This is a genomic window from Bradyrhizobium sp. UFLA01-814 (genome assembly GCF_046718885.1).
Taxonomy (GTDB): Bacteria; Pseudomonadota; Alphaproteobacteria; order Rhizobiales; family Xanthobacteraceae; genus Bradyrhizobium; species Bradyrhizobium elkanii.
Window position 1 is genome coordinate 1 of record NZ_JAQOSR010000009.1, and the last position, 21575, is coordinate 21575.

Genomic DNA, 21575 nt, shown 5'->3' on the forward strand with positions numbered 1-21575 from the left:
AAGACTTCAAATATCCAACGAACGTTCGAATTCTGGCCCTGCTAAACAGGCTTCCCAGAAATTCGACGATGTAGTGCAAATGCTTCAGCGCGATACGCAGCCTGTGCCGCTGAGCTGCCGTAAACCCTTCGAACTTCTTGCTACGTTTGCAAGCCTTGCGGTGATGCCGATCGATCAGGTCGGGAGCGACATCGACGATAGGCGCTAAAAGAACGACCGCATGTTCTGATATTTCCTGATCACGCCACCCACGGGCCGCAAACCATCGCAACAGCCGCAACATCGACGTAGCGTATCTTTCGGACATGATCGCCTGTTTAACATGCTCAAGCGCCGCATCTCGCTGGCGCTCCGTGGCATCGATGAGATGTTCGAAGTCTGAGCTGGCAGGCAATGCATGGGTGACCGCGCCGACCAGGGAGGCGGCAAAACTGTCCAGATTGCGCACCGGTGCAAGGGAGTGAGCGAGCCATCTCAATTCCTCCGAGGCCCAGTGGTAATGCTTCTCCTGCAGGAGCCGCTTCAAGGCCAAAAGCGCGGAGCGAAGACGGCGAACGGCGACCCGCATCTGGTGGATGCCTTCCGGATCACCCGTGAGAACGGCCTGTTCGTTGCTAAGAACGTGGGTGAGGCAGTGTCGCCCGATGCGTTGTAGCGCGGCCTCGACGCTCATGACAGGATCGAGCGTGATAGGTCCCACATGGACTGCCTGCGGTATCAACCTATCGGCTCCAAGCAGTCGATAACCTCGCTCGGCCTTGCTGCAAGGCTCGATGCGGATTGGCTCAGTTTCGAGCAGTTGCAACGCTACATCGAAGATCACTCGCGGATCGCCCTCCTTGAGCTCAAGTTCGATTTCGCTGACCGGCGCGCCTGCACCGCGGGTGCAAGTGCGGATCTCTCCCTCGTCAATAGCCGCCTCGATCCGCGCGGATGGGTCCCGAGTAATTTCGATCGTTGTTCGCGTGACTATCGTCATGAAGACGGGACGCAACTCCTCATCGCGGACCAGGTCGCGCAGCCACCTTCCAGTCATCGGCGCATCGAGAATCGGCCATTTGCTCCGGATATGGTCCTCCCACTCGCCCCTCTCCAAAGTATCCAACCGAGCTGGATCTTCGACCTTGACGGTCTGGACGAACTCCGAGCCCTGCTTGCGTACCCGAAGCGATAACCGCTCGCGGTGGAGCGCAAGCGTAGGTGTGTCGTAGTACGTACTGACTAGCGTCGACCGGGCCTCCGATTTTGCGGTCGGCATCGCCAGGAGCATGCGCTTCAGCTTTTCGAACTTCTCCGGCGGTGCGGCGCATTTCAGTTCGAACTCGGTTGAGATGGGACTTCTCCTTGCACGCAGCTAGGGATCATGCGCACTTTTGATCGGGGCGGCCAAGGGGCCGAAGAACCCGCGCTAAATTCTCACGCCCGGTTCCGTCAGTGCTGCCGCTGAAGATTTTTGCACAAAATTGTCGAGAACAGCAGCCGCCCCCGCAGCAATGATGCCGACGACAAAGCATGCGACGATGAACGCGCGCATTGTATTTCTCCTGTTTCCGGTTACATCGAACGCAAGATGACACTATCCCGTTCCGTTATCGCTCGCGCTCTTGTCTTACTTTCCGATGCGAGGACGTCTGTTGGTCACGTTGGCGCTTGACGAAAGGACGATCGACATGATGCTCGGCGATGAACTGGGCGACAATCTTCACGACGTCCGGCGGCATTGGCACGGCTTCCACATGGTTGGTTTCCGCGTTGGTGAACCCTTCTCCCTCGGCTGGATCGGCCGTTACGGCGAGGATTTCATACGGCCCTCGCTCCGAGGCAACTGGACGCAAGGCCGTCCATAACGCCGGTGTTCCCGACGCGAGGTTGTCGTGATAGTTGGCAGTCTCGGTTCGGTGCAGTTCGATCACGGCTTGACCTACAAAAAACAAGGTCGTGTCCTCTCGCGTGTCAACTGGTGTCCAAGGAGCGGCCGTTGGTGTTCCGGCAAGCACTGAAACCGGTCCCCACAGAAAGTCAGCCCAGACGCTTCTCGCCTTGCGCCGTTCAACCAAGACGCCGACCGGAATCACCGCAAGAGCTGTTGATCTCAATGAAACGCCTCCTTTCGGGCCGCCGGCAATTGCTCCTTATGCAGACTGACGATGAGCCAGATGCGGCGCGCCGGCTGGGATCGAAGCGCGCCGTCCCGCCAACGCTCATTCCGCCACAGTCGCCGAAGGCGGCCTCAACCGAACTTCATTTGCCAGTTGTTGAGCGATCCAATGATCGTGGTGTTCTTTAGCCCAGTTGAGATCGACCTCGCCGGTACCCATGGCCTCGAATGCACCCTCCATTCCGATCGTACCGATATAGATGTGGGCCAAGATCAGGGCGACGAGCAGAACGGCCACCACAGTATGAACGATCTGCGCGAGTTGCATCCCGGCGATGCTCACACCATAAAAAGGAAACATCATCAGGAACCCCGATACGGAGACCGCAGCGCCAGCCGCCACTGAAAGCCAATAGACAAGCTTCTCGCCAAAGTTAAAGCGTCCGGCCGGGGCATGTTTGTTCTTGATGAAACCCCCACCCTGCTTAATCCAGTCGAGGTCAATTTTTTGGAAAAGGTTGTCCCTGAAGAAGATCACGGCAATGAGGACGAGGCCGATCGCAAACGAGAAACCTGTGAAGTTGTGCACGTACTTTGCCGCCTGCGAGACGAGCGTGAACGCGTCCGGGCCGATCACCGGCAACAGCAACACTTTGCCGAAGGTAACGTTAAGGCCGGTCAAGGCAAGAACGACGAACGACACCGCCGTCAGCCAATGTGCAAATCTCTCATACGCCTTGAAGCGGAAGATCTTCTTTCCCGAGCGCCCCTCGGCAATCCGGATCGGTCCCACAATCAAGTACGCCAATCCGAGGATCGCGATGGTGCCGAGGATTATGACTGCGCTGGCCCGATGCAGCAGCACCTCATGGACATACTGCCACGTTCGTCCAGCCGGTTCGATCAAAACACCGGCCTTGGGGTCGGGAATATCTACCCGACCTTCGACACGGGGGGCCTGATTCAGAAGCGTCTGCTCATCGATGACGCTGGCTGTTGGGTTAGGGGCGCCATCCGGGCCGCGCTTTTGCGCTTGGGTCGGAACCGCCGCGGCAATCGAAAGGAGGGCGACTGCGACGACAAGAAGGCGAACACGCACGCGAAACGCCATGACGACCAGCCTCTCCGCATTTCCACCTAGCACTTCACTGCCCACTCCGCGTTGCGGTTCAAACACGAACTGCCTCGCCATAAGCAGTCATCCAACCCCATGAGCCAGAACCGTAGCCCCGCTTGAATACTCGTTCCTTGTAGATCTGAGCAATGACTTCGCCGTCGCCGGCCAGCAAAGACTTGGTCGAGCACATCTCGGCACACATCGGTAACTTACCCTCCCCGAACCGGTTCGATCCGTATTTTGCGAATTCCTCGGCACTGCCCGGCGCTTCGGGTCCGCCGCCGCCGGCGCAGTAGGTGCATTTATCCATCTTGCCGCGCGAGCCGAAATTGCCGACCTGCGGATATTGCGGCGCGCCGAATGGGCACGCATAGAAGCAGTAGCCGCAGCCGATGCACAGATCCTTCGAATGAAGCACGACGCCGTCTTCGGTCGAATAGATGCAGCTGACCGGACAGACGGCCGCGCAGGGCGCATCGGTGCAATGCATGCAGGCCATCGACACCGAGCGCTCGCCGGGCTTGCCATCGTTGATCGTGACGACCCGCCGGCGGTTGATCCCCCAAGGCACCTCGTTCTCATTTTTGCATGCGGTGACGCAGGCGTTGCAGTCGATGCATCGATCCGCGTCACAAAGGAATTTCATGCGCACCATCGCTTTCTTCCTTTCATTCCCCCCGGATCTGGCCGTGGCTCGCCTTCGGCTCCTGCGTGACAGTCGCTGGATCTTAGCCGCATGTCGCACGTGCTCATGCTCTTGCCGACCACCGGGATATTTGACAGCCTTGGCGGTCGCCGGCTCCCCTACCACGGGCAACCGGCGGCAGTTCCCGTACCGCCAATCGCAAAGCGAAGCAGGTCGCGCTGGTCCACCTTCGTCGCAACATAAGTACGCTATCCATAGATTCGACCGCTAAAGCTGACTGGGTTTCGGCTTTCCGCCTTGAGTAACGCATTGGCGACGGGATTGAAAATGACGGACGTCAACTACGAAAGATCAAACAGATCCCGACGACGAGAGCCGTTGCATAGAATGTGGCGGCGACCTAGATGGCAGCGGCGACGATTAGCAAGGCGCGTCCTGCACTGATGGACATTTGACGTTTGTCAACGACATTTCCGTCGGGCAATACCATGATGCTAAGAACTCGATTGCGGTACGTGGATGCGAACGCTCGCAAATTGCGATCCTTGATCGATTCTAGGTTCATCTCGATCCTGGCGTAGCAAATCGAGAGCTGGTGCCCGGCTATGATTCATTCTGTGATCGTGCGAATTGTCGATTTCTGCGCTCGCAATCGGTGGACGATCGTTATTGCCGGCGCGCTGCTGATGCTTGGAGCCTCGGCCTTTGATGCCGCCCGATTCTCGATCAATACTAACATAGAGGGTTTGATTTCCCAGGATCTGCCATGGCGTCAGCGCGAGCTGGAATTGTCCGAGGCTTTTCCGAGGAAAGGCATTCTGGTTGTCGTGAGAGCGACGACGCCTGAAAACGCCGAACGGGCGACTGGCACGCTGGCGCAGGCCCTCTCGAAAAACTCTGATCTGTTTCCCACCGTGGAATTACTCGACAGCGGGGATTTTTTCGAACGCAATGGATTATTGTTCGAGTCTCCGGCGGATGTCAAAAGGACCGCGGAGGGATTGACGAGAGCCAAGCCGCTCATAGCGGCGCTCGCAAGCGATCCGAGTCTGCGCGGCGTGATGACGGCGCTCTCGTTTGCGGCCGAGGGCATACGGGCAGGCCAAATCACGCTGGATCAGCTTGCGTGGCCTCTGTCATTGGCAAATCGAACACTCAACCAGGTTCTGTCCGGGAAACCGGCCACATTTTCCTGGCAGGAGCTGTTGGAAAATCAGCTGCCGCCGGCAAGGCGGCTGCGACACCTTATTGGAGTTCAACCCACGCTCGATTTTGCCGCGCTTCAGCCTGGTCACAAGGCGGAAGACGGAATACGGCAAGCAGCCTCGGATCTGGACCTGCAAAACAAATTCGGCGCGACGGTTGATCTAACCGGTGAGGTGCCGATGAATGATGATCAATTCTCGGTCATCAGATACAGTGCTGTGCGCGACACGCTGACGGCGGTGTTCGGCGTTCTGATCATTCTCTGGCTGGGTCTTCGTTCCTGGAAAATCATTGCTGCGGTCTTCTTCAGCCTGATTGCCGGGCTTGCGGCGACGGCCGCTCTCGGCCTCGTTCTGGTCACCTCTTTCAATTTGCTCTCGATCGCATTGTTCGTGCTGTTTGTCGGCCTCGGAGTAGATTTCGCCATCCAATTTAGCGTGCGCTATCGCGCCGAACGGCACGAGCACCCTGACTTGAACGACGCTCTGCGATCGGCTGCCCGCAAGGCGGGCGATCAGCTCTCATTGGCTACCGCGGCCACCGCCATCGGATTTTTCGCATTTCTGCCCACCAGCTATCGCGGCCTGTCGGAGTTAGGCCTGATCGCCGGTTGCGGCATGCTGGTCGCATTCGCCTGCAGCATCACATTGGTACCGGCGAGCCTAGCGCTGCTCAAACCTCCAGGCGAGCCCGCGCCGGTTGGCTTTCGAAGCCTCGCACCGCTCGACAATTTCCTTCAACGGCATCGCATTGCGGTAATCGTTGGCACGTTTCTCGTCGTTCTCGCCGGTATACCGCTGTTGCTCCATTTGGAGTTCAACTTCAATCCAGTCGATCTGCAAAATCCGAATTCTCCTTCCGTGGTGACCTATCGTGAATTGCAGAACGAGCCGGAAGCCAGCGGCAACGATGCTCAGGTATTGGCGCCGTCACTCGAAAGGGCGGATGAAGCGGCCAAACGTCTAGCTGCACTTTCCGAAGTCTCACGAACATTGACGCTGAGCAGTCTGATCCCAGCCGATCAAGACAAAAAAATTGCCGCGTTGAAGGCCGCCTGGAAACAGATTGGCCCAGCCCTCAATTCTCCGATGCGGCGGCCTGGCCCGAGCGATCGGGAGAATATTGCTGCGATTCAAAAGGCAGCCGAAGTTCTTGGCCTGGCCGCAGGAAGCGGAAACGACTCCGGCGCCGAGGCCGCACGGCATGTTTCGGATTTGCTGAGGCGCCTCGCGAGCGCAGATGCCGATATTCGGGCCAAGGCCGACGCCGCGGTCGTGCAGCCGCTCATTTACGATCTCGACCTTCTACGCAAGTCTCTTGTCCCGGAAGTGGTGACCATCAAGACGATGCCGCCGGATCTCCTACGCAATTGGCTAACGTCCGATGGTAGAGCCCGCGTTCAGGCACTGCCAGCGGGCGATCCGAACGATACCAACGTGCTGCGAAATTTCGCGACCGCAGTACTTCGTATCGAACCGTTGGCGGCGGGGGGTGCGATCAGCCTCTATGAAGCTGCGAGGACAGTCATGTCAGCTTTTGTCGAAGCAGGTGTTCTGGCAATCAGTTCGATCGCCATTCTGCTTCTTATAGCGCTGCGGCGCTTGACCGATATGCTGCTGACACTCATCCCCCTCCTCCTCGCCGGTGTCCTTACGCTCGAGGCTTGCGTGCTGATTGGCGTCTCGCTCAATTTCGCAAATATCATCGCACTTCCGCTGCTGCTCGGCGTCGGCGTCGCATTCAAGATCTACTACGTCATGGCGTGGCGCGCCGGAAGAATCGGTCTGCTACAATCGACGCTGACCAGGGCGGTACTATTCAGCGCCATGACCACCGCGATTGCGTTCGGGAGCATGTGGGCGTCGAGCTATCCCGGCATGTCGAGCATGGGCAAGCTGATGGCCTTGTCACTGCTGTGCACGATGTGGGCGGCGGTGTTCTTCCAGCCGGTTCTGATGGGGCCGCCGCGGCAAGTGAAGGTATATTCTGATCAGGACGCAAATTGGCGCCAAGCCGCGGAATAGGCGTCAGTGCCAGTGCCACCACAAGACTTCCGACGCAAAGTCGACGACGACGCGCTCGGAAAGACGCCGAAGTCCTTTCTGCGGTTCGAGTCCCATTCTGAAGTTCGTCGGCGCGGCGGGAGAAATGTGACGATTGGCACGGCATTACGGTCAATGGAGTTTTGACGGCCGTTCAAAGACAATTCCACTGGTGATCCCCATCATGGGATTATCCATCCTGAATGATGATGATATGTTAACCAGGACAACTCTCATGACAACGACACTGGCCATATTCGTGGCCGCCCTCCTGCATTCCTCGGTACCAAGTGATGCCCTACAAAGCCCCTTCTCAGGCTTGAGCGGGAGTTGGTCGGGCGGCGGCTTCATCAAACTGGCTAGCGGCCAACGTGAACGCCTACGCTGCCAGGCGACCTATTCCGTCACCGAAAGCGGTACACGACTGCAGCAACGTTTGCGCTGCGCAAGCGACAGCTACCGATTTGATGTCGATAGCAACATTGTTTCAGAAGGCGGGGCACTGCATGGAACCTGGACCGAAACCAGCCGCCACGCCTCCGGTGGTGTTTCCGGCCGCGCGAGTGGTGGCGAGATCGAGGCCAGAATTGACGGTGCCGGATTTTCAGCCCGTTTGACCCTGAATACGCGAGGTGACCGGCAATCCGTGGTGATTGAGTCGCCGGGTCACGATATCACTGAAGTCTCTGTCGCGCTCGCCAGAACAAGGTGAGGAGAACTCGATCTCCCCACTATCGGTAAAACGGCTTGCCGCCCACCCGCTGTGCAAGTCTGCCCAAAAACGTCACCGTCGGCCGCAGGATCAAGAGGTCTGCGCTCAACGCCGCGAGCATGGCAAACGCGCTCAACCAACCGAACAGGCGGAGCGACGGCAGACCGGAGAAGACGGTTACAATCAGGCCACACGCAAGCACGATGGACGTCAGAATTAAAGGCGGACCAACCAGGACGGTCGCCCGCTCAACGGCAACGGCCGGATCCTCGTACGGTCGTTCCTCGTGCCGTAGCCGATTCAAAAAGTGAATGGTAGCGCTCAGGCCCAATCCAAAAGATACCGTCAGCGCCACGACGCTCGCGAACTGCAGGCCTTCTCCCAGAATCCATAACACGAATCCAGAGAGCACGATCGGGAATATTCCGGGCAGGATGCTCGCCAGCATGACGACGAACGAGCGGAACGCGAGACCGATGAAGACGGCGACAAACAGAAACTCAAGCGTCAGACCTCTGTTCAACTTGTTGATCATGAGGGCGCTGTTCCGGGCGGCAATAGCCGACAGGCCCGTCACGGCTACTTTGTAGCTCGGATGTTTTGCGCGGACAGCATCCAGCGCTTTGTCGAGGCCTTCGATGACGGGCAGAAGCTGACTGGAATCGACGTCCGGAACGCGGCCGGAAACCAGAACGGCGTCCTGTTCCGCAGAAATGAAGCGACGCGTCAGATATTCGGGCAGGATATCGACATACTGCTTCAGCGTCGCCACGTCGGACTTGCCCATCTTCTCCGCAAGCCAGCGCCGCAGTGTCTCCAGCGACCATACATTGGCGATGCCAGGCTGCTTGTCGAGGGTCGCATGCACCTCCGCTATCACGGCAAGCGTTTCCGGATCATAAAGTGATTTGCCATCAGGAACCTTGATCAGGATATCGATCGGATTGGCACCATTGAGCTTGGCATCGAGACGATGGCTCGCGGCAACGGCCTGTTCCCTGTCGGGCACCTGATCGGCCAATCGATAGCGAGGTTGAAGATTGGCGTAGACTAGCCCAAGGCCGCCGACAACCAGGACGCCGAGCAGGCTGTACAGCCCCGGCCGGCTCACCATCCGGGCAGCAACCCAGAAACAGAAACGCCGCAACACGTCTAAAGCGGAGTCCGCGCCTCTGACTTCCACAACAAACATCGCTTCGTTCCGGATCAGCAGAACACCGAGAAGCGGCACCAACATCAGAACCGCGAACATGGCAATTAGAGTTGCGACCAGGCCGGCCTCGCCGAACGTCCGGATCAGATCGGATTCTGAAAATTGCAACGCAATAAACGAAAGACCAGCGGTCACATGCGTCAGTACGCATGCCGGCCCGACCACAAGCATGGCGTTGCGAAATGCTTCAAACCTCCCCTCGCCCTGTAGCAGCCGGTCGCGGCCTGCGAACGTCAATTGCATGCTGTCCGAAAAGCTGATCACCATGATCAGCGGCGTCATGACGTTGAGAAACATGTTGAGGCGAAAATCAAGCCAGCCAAGAGCGCCGAGAGCCAGCACGATGGCGATCAAGGGTGGGCCGGCGGCGATGATCATGAATGACAACCGGCGGAAGAACAGGATCGCGATCAAAGCTCCAGCTGCGAATCCGAATGCATTATAGAGCAGCCGATCGCGCTCCACGGCATTGCGGATCTCGAGTTGCATGACCGGTACTCCGGACAGGCGAGCGGTAAGTCTGCTGCCGGCCAGGTCATTATCGATTGTTCTCTGAATTTCGCCGATGACCTCGCGCAAACGGCTGCTCGCAACGACATCCGGGTCCAGTGCGAGCACAATGAGGGTTAATTGTCCATCTTCGGACAGCAATTTACCGCGAATGATCTCGTTGTTCAGTACGCGCTGGACTAGCCGGTCATATTCGGCGCCGGCAGGGAGTTGATCCGGAAACAGCGGCGCGGGCAAGTCGGTGCCCTTTGGCGGCTCGCGCGCCGAAAACAACGAGATAATGCCTCTTGTGCCTTCGATCAGTTGCAGGTCGGTGACTAGATCCCGCAGCTTTTCGACCGAATCGCGCACAAGCAGATCTTTGCCCTCCACCACGATGAGGACGTCGAATTCGTTCGACGGGAAGCGCCGCGTCACTTCTTCGAACGTCCAGAACTCGGGTGTCTCGGACCGGAACAGCTGGCTAAGGGAGTCATCGACCTTGATACGCGCTATCCCGAATGCTCCCACTATCAACAGCACGACGGTGGCAAGCCAAACGAGCCATGGAAAACGTAGCGAGACCAGACCGATGCGCTCGAGACCGTATGCGATGCTCCGCGAGGCGCCTATTGGACGCGAGTTGGGCTCTGGCTCTGTATATCGCGACGTATCCATGTTCCGTGGCCTGCGCGATGAGCATCCACGCGGCCAGCCGGACTTTGCCGCGAGCTTTCGGGTACGTCTCAAGTCTACGACCGTGCCTGGGCCGCGACTATGACGGGCATCAATCCGTGCTGCCAAGCGATCGATTTCGATTTTGGTTCATACCTGCTCGCCTGTTCGGACTTTGGCTTGAGGCCCTCAGCGCTATCAAACCCCACTGCCGGAGGAGGACAGTCAACGATCCTGCGACGGAGTTCGTCGGGGGCGGCCTACCCGGTCGCAGTGGCTTAAGCGGCCACGACGAGGTAGCGCTTGAACCAATCGCGCGCTAAGCTCGCCACTTCATCCAGCGCTCCCGGTTCTTCAAACAAATGCGTTGCTTGCGTTACGATCGCCAATTGCTTTTCGCAGCGCAGCTGCGCGAGAGCAGCCCGATTTAACTCAAGGACTTGCTTGTCGTGTTCTCCAACGATCAATAGCGTTGGAGCCCGAACGCGCGTCAAGGCAGCACCGGCCAGATCCGGTCGGCCTCCGCGCGAAACAACTGCCCCTACTGGATCGGCGCGGATCGCTGCGGCCGCCAGCGCGGCTGCGGCCCCGGTGCTGGCGCCGAAATAGCCTATCGGAAAGTTCTTGGTATCGGGGAATTGGATGAGCCAGTCGGTTATATCGACGAGCCTTTCGGCCAACAGGTCGATGTCGAAGCGCAAGTGCGTCGTGCGCGCATCGACCACTTCCTCGTGCACCGTTAACAGGTCGATCAGCAAGGTTGCCAGTTTCGCCTCGTTGAGCACACGGGCCACATACCGGTTGCGGGGGCTGTGGCGGCTACTGCCGCTCCCGTGAGCGAAAAGCACCACCGCACGTGCGTCCTCCGGCATAGTCAGATTGCCGTTAAGCGTCACGGAACCAGCAGGGACGCTAACCAATTGCCCCTCAATCATTTGAGCTGCGGAACTGTTCATGGCATGCTTCCTTTTCGCTTGCTATGGCCCGACGTTCATACCGCGAACGGGAATGTTTCCGGAAGTTCGCCGGCTTCCCACGCCTCGGTGGTTTCGAGCGGCTTGACCGCACATGTCTCATCGAAATGCAGGACTGCATCAAATTGGTCCGGCAGCCGCGCCTGGAAATAGTGACTGTGCCGCTCGGTTTCGGGGCGGTAGATCACGCCGATCGCGCGCTCGAGCCGAGGCGCGCCCAATTGCCGCACCACCACATCGCTGTCGTCCATGATCAGAAGGAATCGGTCGTGCCCTGCAGCATGGAACAGCGCCTCGTAGCTGCCGCCGAGCGCCGGCCGGACGCGCTTGCGGTCGGCCGCGCCGCCCCAATCGGAAGCGGCCGTTACCGTGCCACGATGCGTAGTAAAGCCGATCAGAACCGCATCGTCGGCGTATTTATCGCGTGTGAGCTGGCCGACATTCAGTTCGCCGCGCCGGCCCATTTCCGTCGCGCGAGCGTCGCCGAGATGCGAATTGTGCTCCCAGACGGCGATTTTGGCGCGACCGGATTTTCGATCAAGGTAGCTGACCAGCGCCTCAAGCGTCTCAGCCATATGTCGGTCGCGCAAATTCCATGATGACACCGCCTCGAGGAACACCGAGCGGTAATAGGCCTCGGCGTTCTTCACCAGGCGAGCATTCTGTTCGGCATAGAAGAGATCATCATCCAAGGCGCCGCCACGGCGCGTACGATCGGCCGCCCGGCGCTGCAACTCGAGCAACTGGTTGACAACCTCCTCCTCGCACGATTTGGAAAGATTCAGGCGCGTCATCAGGCCGTAGGCCTGTGTATCCTCGCCGACGTGATCGAAGCAGGCGTAGCGTTCACGCGCCTGGATCGCCGCCCCGGGATCGACCTTCTCCAGATAACGGAGCACGGCTTTCATCGATGCGTGCAGGCTGTAGAGATCGAGCCCGTAGAAACCGACCTTTCCGACACCCGGAGGAAGTCCATCATTGTGTGCCCGAAGCCACTCAATGAACTCGACCACCACCGCGTTACGCCACATCCAGGTCGGGAAACGACGAAAATCGGCGAGCGCATCTACCGCATCGACATCGTCGCCAGCGCCGCGCACATAGCGATTGAGACGATAGGCGTCAGGCCAATCTGCCTCCACCGCGACCGCCGTGAACTTCTTTTCGATGATGAGTCGCTTCGTGATTTCGGCCCGCTCGCGATAGAACTCGTGGGTACCGTGGGACGCTTCACCAAGCAGAGCGAAGCGCGCTTCACCGATCCGCCCGATCAACGGATCATAGTCGCGCACGGATCCGACCAGGGGATACGCAGTCTCGCGCAAGTCATTGACGAAGCACATCATCTGCTGCGCGAAAACGTGCGACTTCAGCGTTGGACTTGCTTTGGCTCGCCAACAGCTCGCGCACCTCATCGTCCGTAGTCTGTGAAAACTCCTGATACCAACGACCCACCGCCTGGAATGGCTCCGGCGTAATTGCGCAAATGACCTCGTCGGCCCTTTTCTTCATTTCCTCACAGGCGTCGCGCGATGCCGTCGGAACCGCGACGACAATGCGCGCAGGCCCCTGCTGTCGTAACCCTTCGATCGCGGCGTACATGGTGGCACCTGTCGCTAACCCGTCGTCAACCAGGATCACCGTGCGGCCGCGCACGTCGGGCTGCGGACGGCTGCCACGGTAAAGCCGCTCGCGCCGTGCCAGCTCCAGGCGCTCGCGTGCCGCAACCGCATCAATGATAGGCGTGGGAATGCCCAGGGCTTCGACGATCTCGTTGTTGAGCACGCGCACGCCACCTGTCGCGACCGCGCCCATCGCCAACTCCTCATGGCCGGGGACGCCGAGCTTGCGGACCACAAACACGTCCAGAGGTGCGTTGAGCGCGCGGGCTACCTCATAGGCGACGGGCACGCCGCCGCGCGGCAGCGCCAAAACGAGCACGTCCGGGCGACGGGAGTAGCCTCCAAGCTTCTCGGCGAGTCGTCTGCCCGCGTCTCGACGATCGAGAAACAGTCCTGGCATCATATCTCCTCCCTTGCCTGCGCAGCCGTTCGGCGCAGGCTTTTCGAATGAAGCTCGCCGCGCGGGCCGTCGGCTGCCAGTCGCTTCAAGGCAGAGGCCAGCGGCGGCGCAATGGAGACCGTTCGCAGTTCAGGCCAGTTCTCCTCGTGCACGTCCACCGAATCCGTCACCAATGTCCGCCACCACCGCGATGACGGCGAGTTCGATACCGTTCTTGATGTCCATCGGGTTCATGCCGGCGGCGACTGCCTTGGCGCCCTCGCGGACGATCGCCTGCCCGAGCAGCGTCGCCGTAGTCGTGCCGTCGCCGGCGAACTCGCTCGTCTTCAGCGCGACCTGCTTGAGCAGCTGGGCGCCGACGTTCTCGAACTTGTCGGCGAGCTCGATCTCGCGCGCGACCGTGACGCCGTCCTTGCTGATGCGGGGCGGCCCGAACGACTTGTCGAGCACGCCGTTGCGGCCCTTGGGCCCGAGCGTGACCTTCACCGCATCGGCCAGAATGTCGACGCCGCGCAGCAGCTTCTCGCGCGCCTCGCCGCTGAACCGGACTTCCTTGGCAGCCATTGGCTTACTCCTTGAAGACGAAATCGATGCCGTCGACGCCTGCGCGCTACGCCGCCTTGGCGTGCGCGCGAGTCTTTCCTTCGATCACGCCGAGGATGTCGGCCTCCTTGAGGATGAGCCGGTCCTCACCGTCGATGATCACATCGGTGCCAGCCCATTTGCCGAACAGGACGCGATCGCCGACCTTGACGTCGAGCGGAACGATCCGGCCGTTCTCGTCGCGCGCGCCGGCTCCGACCGCCAGCACCTCGCCTTCGACTGGCTTCTCCTTCGCGGTATCGGGGATGACGATGCCGCCGGGCGTCTTCTCCTCGGCCTCGATGCGTCGCACCAGGACGCGATCGTGCAGCGGTCTGAATCCTTTCATGATCGAAGTCTCCTGGTCGCCGTCATTGGCGGTCAACATGCGCCGACGCGCACGCCCGGTCATTGACGGTCATCAAGCAACACGCAATCAAGGAACCGCTGCGAGGACGCCTGCAGAGCCTAGACGGCAACGTGCCGGTCGATCGTCGCCGCGAAGTCGGCGTTGCGTTCCAGTTCGTCGCGCAGGCTCACTCTCATGGACGGCGCCGTGAGCAGCTGCAGTCCCTGTCCCGGCACCGTCCCCGGACGGCTGCGAAAGATCAGCATCATGCCGCGCCTGCCGCTGTACATGGACTGTCACGACTTCCAGCTCATGCGTCGCCTCGGCGCCGAACATGACGCGATCTTCGCGCAACCGCGTGCCGGCGCGGATCGGGCCGGGGGTGAGCACTTCGATGCTTCTGATCGAGCGCGATGTCGGGCCAATCGGCGACGTTCGCAACGATCGCAAATGCCGTGGCGGGTGTTGCAGCGATGAGCTTCGCAACCTTGATCTGAATGGAACTGTCTCCTCGATCGGCTTCGGCGAAAAATGATTATGCGCATCGCGCCGCCGGTTCCATGACGACCGTCAAGGGCCAAAGGACCGATTCTCGGCCGCAATGATGGAATGGTCGCCGCTTCCATCGCCGCTTGCCGGCGATTCATTGACAACGCCGAAAGGCCGACTGCGTTTGTCGAACCTCGACCAAGCTAACTAGTCTGATGAAAGCGCTTCGGCAGAGCGCTGCGGCGACCGGAGTGGTTCTCGCAACCAACGTCGTCGGCACACCTCCACGGATCACCGGCGAACGCTCCCGAAGCGTTCAATCGCGACGAACCGACGAGTCAATGAAGCATAGGAGCCTCAATAGCGAGAAAATCGGATCTTTGAGTAATTGTGCGCGTTGAAGCGGCGCATAAGATGGGTGCGCGCAATGGCCACCGCAACGCAAAGGCAAGCAGACAAAAGCAAATTGCTCAAGGTGCAGCGGTCGCCTTCGCGGAACCGGACTTGGGCGGCGCGGCCGCGCCAAACCGGGCACACGCGGCGGCGGACAATTCTTCCAAATTCAGGTGGCGCCGGCACGCCAGTTCGTCGCGTTCCGGTATCATGATGTCGGCACGAAAGGGGGGTCGAGCGCATCGCCGGTCAACGACAGGATGGCACGTGGGAAACGGCGGGCGGCTCATCAGCAAAGCTATGGCACATGTCGAGCGCGCTCGGTACGCGGCGTCGAGCGCGATGGTCCCACACCGACTGCCTGCGGCATTGCTTGAAGACTGCATGGAGCAACTCAGTCGACGAACTTAAGGCTGAGGTGCATGGAGAAAACATCGGCCGACGGCCTGATCCAACTTTTTTTCCACAATTCTGGTATCCAGGAGCCATTGCAAACATGGGACGACGTAAGCAATCTCGGCAGAACAAGCTGGCCAGCGAGGTCAAGGCGGAAGAGCCGGTAACTTACAAAGTTGTCAATCCGGTCGCACGCGCAACTGCGACATCGCGGCAACCGACTGGGGTGCAGCCCGCAGGGGCGGAGCGCACATCCACCGAGGTCATGGGCGTTGTCATTTCAAAGCCCGACAAGGAGTTGTGGCCGGACGGCGGCGACGGGAGGCCAGTGACGAAGCTCGACCTCGCCCGATATTTTGAGGCGGTCGGCGAATGGCTGATTCCCCACATCAAGGGCCGACCCTGTTCGATCATCCGCGGTCCCGACGGCATCCACGGCGAACGTTTCTTCCAGCGTCATGCCATGCAGGGAACACCGAAATATCTCAAGCTCGCAAAAGTCTCCGGCGGCCGCAAACCATACTTGCAGATTGATCGCGTCGAAGGGCTTGCCATGGTCGCGCAGATCGGTGGCCTCGAACTGCATCCATGGAATTGCGCGCCATATGCCTATGACACGCCGGGCCGGCTCGTGTTCGACCTTGATCCGGCGCCCGACGTCGATTTCACCGAAGTGGTCACTGCGGCCAAGGAGATGCGACAGCGCTTGGCCGATGTCGGCATGGAAAGCTTTTGCAAGACCACTGGCGGCAAGGGTCTGCATGTGGTCGTGCCGCTGCTCTATCGTGCAAAAGACAAGCTGAGCTGGAAGGAAGCCAAAGGCTTCGCGCAAGGCATTTGCCAGTGGATGGCCAGGGATGCGCCCGACCAGTATCTGCTCTACATATCGAAGCGGCTGCGCAAGGGGAAGATCTTCCTCGACTATCTGCGCAACGATCGCACGTCGACGGCAGTCGCACCCCTATCGCCGCGGGCGCGTGACGGAGCCACCGTTTCGATGCCGCTGACCTGGGCGCAGGTGAAAAGTGATCTCGATCCGGAGCGCTACACCGTGCGCACTGCGCCAGCGTTGCTCGCCAGAGGCACGGCATGGCAGGGTTATGACGAGGCCGCGTCGTCGATCAAGTCGGCGATCAAGAAATTGGCCGGCAAATAGCAAGGTTGATGGCCTTGCGCGCGCCTGTCATCCTTCCCGAGTGCGGAGGATCTAGGGTAAGAACTCATTAGTTTTTCCGCTCCGACAATACGATACTGATTCTCTGGCAGCTTTTCACGGATTCGTTTTCGGCAGTATGGGCATCGCTGAGCTGACGGTCGAAGGATGAAGTCGACGATGGTGTGGCGTACCGCCGGTAAGCTTGGCTGCGGCGGCGGTCCGTTGATTCTTTTTTTCCGCCCCGCTTGACGAGGCTTGGGTGTTGCAGGGAGGCGTAGGCGATCATGGTCATCAGCGCGTGACGATGCAGGCCTTGCCAGGACCGCCCCTCGAAGTGATCAAGCCCGAGTTCCTCTTCCAACTGCTGATGCGCCTGCTCGCAAATCTATCGTGCCTTGATGGCGGCGGCTAATGTGCGCAGATCTGTCGCGGCGGGCAGATTGGCGATAGTATTTCTTTTCCCCTGACGTCCTGTGTTCGCCGGTCAGCCAAGCCTCCTCGGCGGGAAGATGTTGCTGGCCCTTATCCTTGATCCGCTGGGGAGATCCATCGGCGATCCGCACCCGAACCGCGGCAAACCGGGCTTTCAATCGGCCTTTTGTCCCCGTTCGCCAACTCACATTTTTCCAATTGGTGTCGGCCAGCATGTCTTCGGCCGGGCGCGACAGGATGTCCGGAATGGACCGCTTGGGGGACGCCCGCGCATTGCAACCGGCCAGATAAGCTTGACGCCGACCGGGTATACCTTGAGGTGACGCGGGATGCCAACGGCCCACGCCAGCCCGCGTGCCGTGAGTCCTTGTCGAAACGGCGCACTCAGGCCGTATCCCGCGTCCGCCAGCACACAACCGAAGCGTACGCGGGCTGCTATCGCGCGATCAATCTTCGCCAAAGCGATCTCTGGCTTGGACCGTGGCGATCGGTAGTTGACCGTACGCCGGCGCGCTTCAACCGTACCGCATCGCTGGTCCAGCTCTCGGGTAGTAAGAGACGCAATGCGATCATCACCGGCACTTCACCACGCGAGCGTCAGCGACACCAATGTTTGGCAATTCGCCCCTTTTTGCCAAGCCCGAGGCATATTGAGCCGCAACACCGGCTGAGTGTTCGCCCTTCTTCGGCACCACAGTGTCGTCGATAACCAGCACCGCATCACCGCCGCCGACAAGCCGGTCGGCGTCTTTGAGCAGCTCTGTCTCCACCGGTGTCGCATCCCAGACGTGCAATCGGCGATGAAATGGTGCAGCTGATCGTAATCGCCCGGCCGCCGTCGATCTTGTGAAGCTTGGCCGTTAAGCGTGGAATCCACAAGCCAACGAATTGCAATGTGTCAGTAGCTCGTGATCTGTCGCCTGTTTGTAGCTCGTGAAGTGTCGTGTTTTCGGTGCTCCGGAACAAAGGGGGCGCGATGGGCACGGCATCCATTCACGAGGGTGTACGACGGATGCGGTTTTCAGATTTGCTGGATCGGACGGAGGCGAAGGAACTGACGCAGGAGGCAGCATCGGAGGTTCTTGGGATCAGTGTTCGGACGTTTCAACGCTGGGCGGAGCGCTATGAGGCGGACGACGGGCTTGTCGACCGCCGGCTGGGGCGTCGTTCGCCACGGCGGGCGCCGGAGGAGGAACTGGAACGAATGCTTGCGCTGTACCGGGACAAGTACGCGGACTTCACGGTGAAGCACTTCCACGAGCAGATGCAAAAGCGGCATGATTATGTGCTGGGCTATACGGTGACGAAGCTGGCGCTGCACGCGGCGGGGCTGGTGCGGAAGGCTCCGAAGCGTTCGGCGCACCGCAAGAAGCGGCCACGGCGGCCGCTTCGGGGCATGCTGCTGCACCAGGACGGATCGCGCCACGTTTGGATCGAAGGTCTGCCCGCGAGGGACCTGATCGTCACGATGGACGATGCGACCAGCGAGGTCTACTCGATGGTCCTGGTCGAGGAAGAAGGAACGGCCTCGACCTTCCAGGCCTTGCGCGAAGTGATTGGCGAGCATGGCCTGTTCTGCGCGCTCTACACCGACCGCGGCAGCCATTATTTCCTTACCCCAAAAGCTGGCGAGAAGGTCTCGAAGACGCAACAAACCCAGGTGGGACGGGCTTTGTCGCATCTTGGGATCGAGCATATCGCAGCCTATTCGCCGCAGGCGCGCGGGCGTTCCGAGCGGGTGTTCGGCACCTTGCAGGATCGGCTGCCGAAGGAGCTGCGGCTTGCCGGGATCACGACGGTTGAGGCTGCCAACGCGTGGCTGAAGGCGCATTACATCCCCGGGCACAACGCCGCGTTTGCGATCAAGCCCGAACAGGAAGGCTCGGCATTCGTGGCCGACCGGCATGAGGCCTGGCGCGAGGCGCTGTGCGTGATCGAGGAGCGAACCGTCGCCAACGATAATATCGTTGCATGGAACGGTCGGCGGCTGCAGCTGCCGCAGAGCCGGCTCAGGCCTCACTTCGTCAAGGCTGTGGTGCGCCTCCATGAGTATCCCGATGGCACCGTCAGCGTGTTCCTCGGACCGCATCGGTTGGCGATGTTTAGCGCCAACGGACAGCAGATCAGCCCCGACGCGCCTCAGCCTGGCAGTGTGCTCGGAGCCGTCAAGGACAAGCCCTGGCGGGCGCGCAAGCGCGCGTCCTTGACCGCTCCTGCGCGCGCCGCCGTCAAGATCGTGCGGGTCGGGGCGGAGAAACGGGCTTCAAGTCGAACAAAGAAACTGACAAAGTCCCCACCAACAATATCCCTGGCATGACCAAATCGGCCGAGCCGTCCGCGCCTTCCGGCCACGCCGATAATCAACAACGAAGGCGACAGATCACGAGCTACAAAAACACGACATCCTCACCCGCTACGGACACCAACGAATTGCAATGGGACGACAGTATCAGAGCAATGTGGGGTCTGCCTGCTGGCGCGCCGATCGACCAGGAGGTGTGGCGCCCCGGCGTACATCCGGATGATCTCGACCGCACGGGTTGTTCCAACATTAAATTACTGAGAGCGGCCACCGCCCGCATAAACGGGGGGGGGGGTAGCGGCTCATCGTCCGGTCTCGACCGGGCGCGCCCATGCGGCGACTGCTCGCACATTGCCGCGACAAGCGCTGTTGGAACAAGGGAGCTGGGCCAGCAATTATCACAACTTCGTCGCCTCGTTGACGGGTTGACGCCGGTCAAGGTCTATGGCCGGTGGGGGCGCCAGCCTGCCGCATTGAACGAACTTCGGTGGCGAGAGTTGGGAACGGAACATGTCACAGACAGTTGCCGGCATTCTGGTAAGTGCCCTCGAACAGATCGGCGTTCGGCACATCTTCGGATTGATCGGCGACTCGCTCAATCCGCTTGCCGATGTGGTCCGACGCAGCAAGATCGAGTGGGTCGGCGTCCGCCACGAGGAAGGCGCGGCGCAGGCCGCCGCCGGCCAGGCCAAGATCACCGGCACGCTCGCAGTGTGTGCCGGCACCACTGGACCTGGCAGCAATCATCTGGTTGCTGGTCTTTATGAAGCGGCCCGCGATCATGCGCCAGTGCTGGCCTTGTCTGGCGACATGCCGCGCAAGCTACATGGCACCGATTACATCCAGACCACTGAACCCGATCTTTTGTTTCGTGACGTGTCGCTCTACACCGAGACCATCTCGACCGCAGCGCAAGCACCGGCGGTCATCCATCAGGCGATAGCGGCCGCTTATGCCGGCCCGGGCGTCGCACATCTGACGCTTCCGCAGGACGTGATCGCAGCGAAAGCGCAAGGCACCGTTCCCAGCATCCCAACCTTGAAGCCCCGGTCGGAAGTCACCGCCAGCGAGGCAAGGATCGCCGAACTAGCCCGGCGGATTGAACAGGCGGGCAAGATAGTGATGATGTGCGGCGCCGGCTGCCGCGGCTCCGTTGACCTGTTGTGCGCTCTTTCGGATCGGCTCAAGGCTCCGCTGATCCATACAGTTAAGGGCAAAGACCTCCTGCCCTACGACGATCCCCGCTGGATGGGCGGTCTCGGCATGATCGGGACGCGGGCCGTCTACAATGCCGTGATGCGTTGCGACCTGCTCCTGATGATCGGCACTGATTATCCTTATTCCAACTTCCTTCCGACCAAGAGCACGGTGATTCAGATCGATGAACGACCACAGGTGCTAGGACGACGCGTTCTGACCGCGCTCGGCGTTGCCGGATCGGTCCGGCCGACGCTGAAGCAATTACTCGGCCGGGTTGCCCAGAAGACCGATACCGAATTCTGGGACGAGGTCGCCGACGAGCGCAGGAAATGGGACGCCATGCTCAACAAGCAAGCGGATATCAAGCGGAGCGACCATCAGATCCATCCACAGGCGGTTGCCCGCGCGGTTAGCGATCTCGCCCGTTCCGACGCGATATTCGTCCTGGATACCGGCCTAAACACGCTATGGTCCGCCAATTGGATCCGTCAGACCGGGACGCAGCGGATCATCGGATCCTTCAACAATGCGGCGGTGGGAACGGCCCTCGGCCAAGCCAATGGCATACAGGCGTTGGATCGCTCCCGTCAGGTGATCGCGCTGACCGGCGATGGCGGGTTCAATATGCTGATGGGCGAATTTCTGACAGCAGTGCATCACAACCTGCCGGTCAAGGTCATCATCTACAACAATTCGTCGCTCGGACTGATCACGCTGGAAGCCGAAAGCGTCGGACTGGTGCCATTTCGCGAAGCCATCGACTTTCCAAACCCGGATTTCGCAGCATTAGCCCGTGCGTGCGGTGGCCACGGATACATGGCCAAACGCCCGTGGGAATTGATGGCAGCGGTAGTCGAAGCTCTCTCGATCGATGGCCCGGCAATTGTTGACGCAACCGTCATTTCAAATGAAATGCCCAATTTACCGCACGTCGATTTGGAGATGATCGGGCATTTCGGGCTGGCCAAGATCAAGGAAGCCGTTCTCGCCGTAACCGGGGGATAGCGAGAGCAGGTCCGCCCGGACGTACCGAAACCCGCAGCCGGCGGCGACGCTTGGCCCTCCCCGCCCGAAAATTGACG

Annotated in this window: 16 protein-coding genes and 3 pseudogenes; 6 read left to right on the plus strand and 13 right to left on the minus strand. The window is 60.1% G+C overall.

Annotated elements, in window-relative coordinates; translation table 11 throughout:
- The 5 genes from PMN64_RS04500 to fdh3B form a co-directional block, all read right to left on the minus strand.
- A partial coding sequence (locus PMN64_RS04500) for a CHAD domain-containing protein (RefSeq protein ID WP_411779863.1) occupies nucleotides 1-1270 on the minus strand: 1270 nt, incomplete at its 3' end.
- A gap of 138 nt (nucleotides 1271-1408) precedes the next feature.
- Nucleotides 1409-1534 (minus strand): hypothetical protein, encoded by a 126-nt coding sequence (locus tag PMN64_RS04505; protein WP_283090002.1) that lies wholly within the window; start codon nucleotides 1532-1534, stop codon nucleotides 1409-1411.
- A gap of 55 nt (nucleotides 1535-1589) precedes the next feature.
- Nucleotides 1590-2096, minus strand: a complete 507-nt coding sequence (locus PMN64_RS04510; RefSeq protein ID WP_225645991.1) for a DUF3305 domain-containing protein — start codon at nucleotides 2094-2096, stop codon at nucleotides 1590-1592.
- Between the two features lie 105 nt (nucleotides 2097-2201).
- A complete protein-coding gene (locus PMN64_RS04515) occupies nucleotides 2202-3290 on the minus strand; it encodes a formate dehydrogenase subunit gamma (protein ID WP_411779865.1) in 1089 nt (362 codons plus the stop codon).
- Nucleotides 3268-3870, minus strand: coding sequence for a formate dehydrogenase FDH3 subunit beta (fdh3B, locus tag PMN64_RS04520; RefSeq protein WP_283090000.1), 603 nt, complete (start codon nucleotides 3868-3870; stop codon nucleotides 3268-3270). The genes PMN64_RS04515 and fdh3B overlap by 23 nt, the downstream gene beginning before the upstream one ends.
- 596 nt (nucleotides 3871-4466) lie before the next feature.
- On the opposite strand from fdh3B, the gene PMN64_RS04525 reads away from it, so the two are divergent.
- Nucleotides 4467-7091, plus strand: coding sequence for an MMPL family transporter (locus PMN64_RS04525; RefSeq protein ID WP_411779866.1), 2625 nt, complete (start codon nucleotides 4467-4469; stop codon nucleotides 7089-7091).
- A gap of 133 nt (nucleotides 7092-7224) precedes the next feature.
- Nucleotides 7225-7821 (plus strand): hypothetical protein, encoded by a 597-nt coding sequence (locus PMN64_RS04530; protein ID WP_283089998.1) that lies wholly within the window; start codon nucleotides 7225-7227, stop codon nucleotides 7819-7821.
- Nucleotides 7822-7840: 19 nt separating this feature from the next.
- Here PMN64_RS04530 and PMN64_RS04535 read toward each other — a convergent pair whose 3' ends face one another.
- The 7 genes and pseudogenes from PMN64_RS04535 to PMN64_RS04565 all read right to left on the minus strand — a co-directional run bounded on the left by PMN64_RS04535 (nucleotide 7841) and on the right by PMN64_RS04565 (nucleotide 14394).
- Entirely contained in the window at nucleotides 7841-10201 is a 2361-nt protein-coding gene (locus PMN64_RS04535; RefSeq protein WP_283089997.1) for an efflux RND transporter permease subunit, read from the minus strand.
- A 275-nt stretch (nucleotides 10202-10476) separates the two neighbouring features.
- Nucleotides 10477-11154, minus strand: coding sequence for a dienelactone hydrolase family protein (locus PMN64_RS04540; RefSeq protein WP_411779867.1), 678 nt, complete (start codon nucleotides 11152-11154; stop codon nucleotides 10477-10479).
- Nucleotides 11155-11189: 35 nt separating this feature from the next.
- A complete protein-coding gene (locus PMN64_RS04545) occupies nucleotides 11190-12518 on the minus strand; it encodes an erythromycin esterase family protein (RefSeq protein ID WP_411779868.1) in 1329 nt (442 codons plus the stop codon).
- Entirely contained in the window at nucleotides 12499-13194 is a 696-nt protein-coding gene (locus tag PMN64_RS04550) for a phosphoribosyltransferase (protein ID WP_411779869.1), read from the minus strand. The genes PMN64_RS04545 and PMN64_RS04550 overlap by 20 nt, the downstream gene beginning before the upstream one ends.
- A gap of 171 nt (nucleotides 13195-13365) precedes the next feature.
- Nucleotides 13366-13758: pseudogene (locus PMN64_RS04555) on the minus strand (TCP-1/cpn60 chaperonin family protein); the annotation flags it as partial.
- A gap of 46 nt (nucleotides 13759-13804) precedes the next feature.
- Nucleotides 13805-14125 carry a co-chaperone GroES gene (groES, locus tag PMN64_RS04560; RefSeq protein ID WP_283089994.1) on the minus strand — a complete coding sequence of 107 codons (321 nt, stop codon included), beginning with the start codon at nucleotides 14123-14125 and terminating at the stop codon, nucleotides 13805-13807.
- A gap of 119 nt (nucleotides 14126-14244) precedes the next feature.
- Entirely contained in the window at nucleotides 14245-14394 is a 150-nt protein-coding gene (locus PMN64_RS04565; protein WP_283089993.1) for a hypothetical protein, read from the minus strand.
- A gap of 125 nt (nucleotides 14395-14519) precedes the next feature.
- Between PMN64_RS04565 and PMN64_RS04570 the strand changes: the two genes are divergently transcribed.
- A complete protein-coding gene (locus PMN64_RS04570; RefSeq protein WP_225645982.1) occupies nucleotides 14520-14660 on the plus strand; it encodes a hypothetical protein in 141 nt (46 codons plus the stop codon).
- Nucleotides 14661-15659: 999 nt separating this feature from the next.
- Nucleotides 15660-16559 (plus strand): annotated as a pseudogene (gene ligD, locus PMN64_RS04575) (non-homologous end-joining DNA ligase); the annotation flags it as partial.
- Between the two features lie 114 nt (nucleotides 16560-16673).
- On the opposite strand, the pseudogene PMN64_RS04580 reads toward ligD, so the two are convergent.
- Nucleotides 16674-17832, minus strand: a pseudogene (locus tag PMN64_RS04580) (IS701 family transposase); the annotation flags it as partial.
- A gap of 135 nt (nucleotides 17833-17967) precedes the next feature.
- Here PMN64_RS04580 and PMN64_RS04585 point away from each other — a divergent pair.
- Together PMN64_RS04585 and PMN64_RS04590 are read left to right on the plus strand one after the other, a co-directional pair.
- A complete protein-coding gene (locus PMN64_RS04585; protein WP_411779870.1) occupies nucleotides 17968-19308 on the plus strand; it encodes an ISNCY family transposase in 1341 nt (446 codons plus the stop codon).
- 495 nt (nucleotides 19309-19803) lie between these two features.
- Nucleotides 19804-21498, plus strand: coding sequence for a thiamine pyrophosphate-dependent enzyme (locus tag PMN64_RS04590; RefSeq protein ID WP_283089989.1), 1695 nt, complete (start codon nucleotides 19804-19806; stop codon nucleotides 21496-21498).
- Nucleotides 21499-21575: the final 77 nt, after the last annotated feature.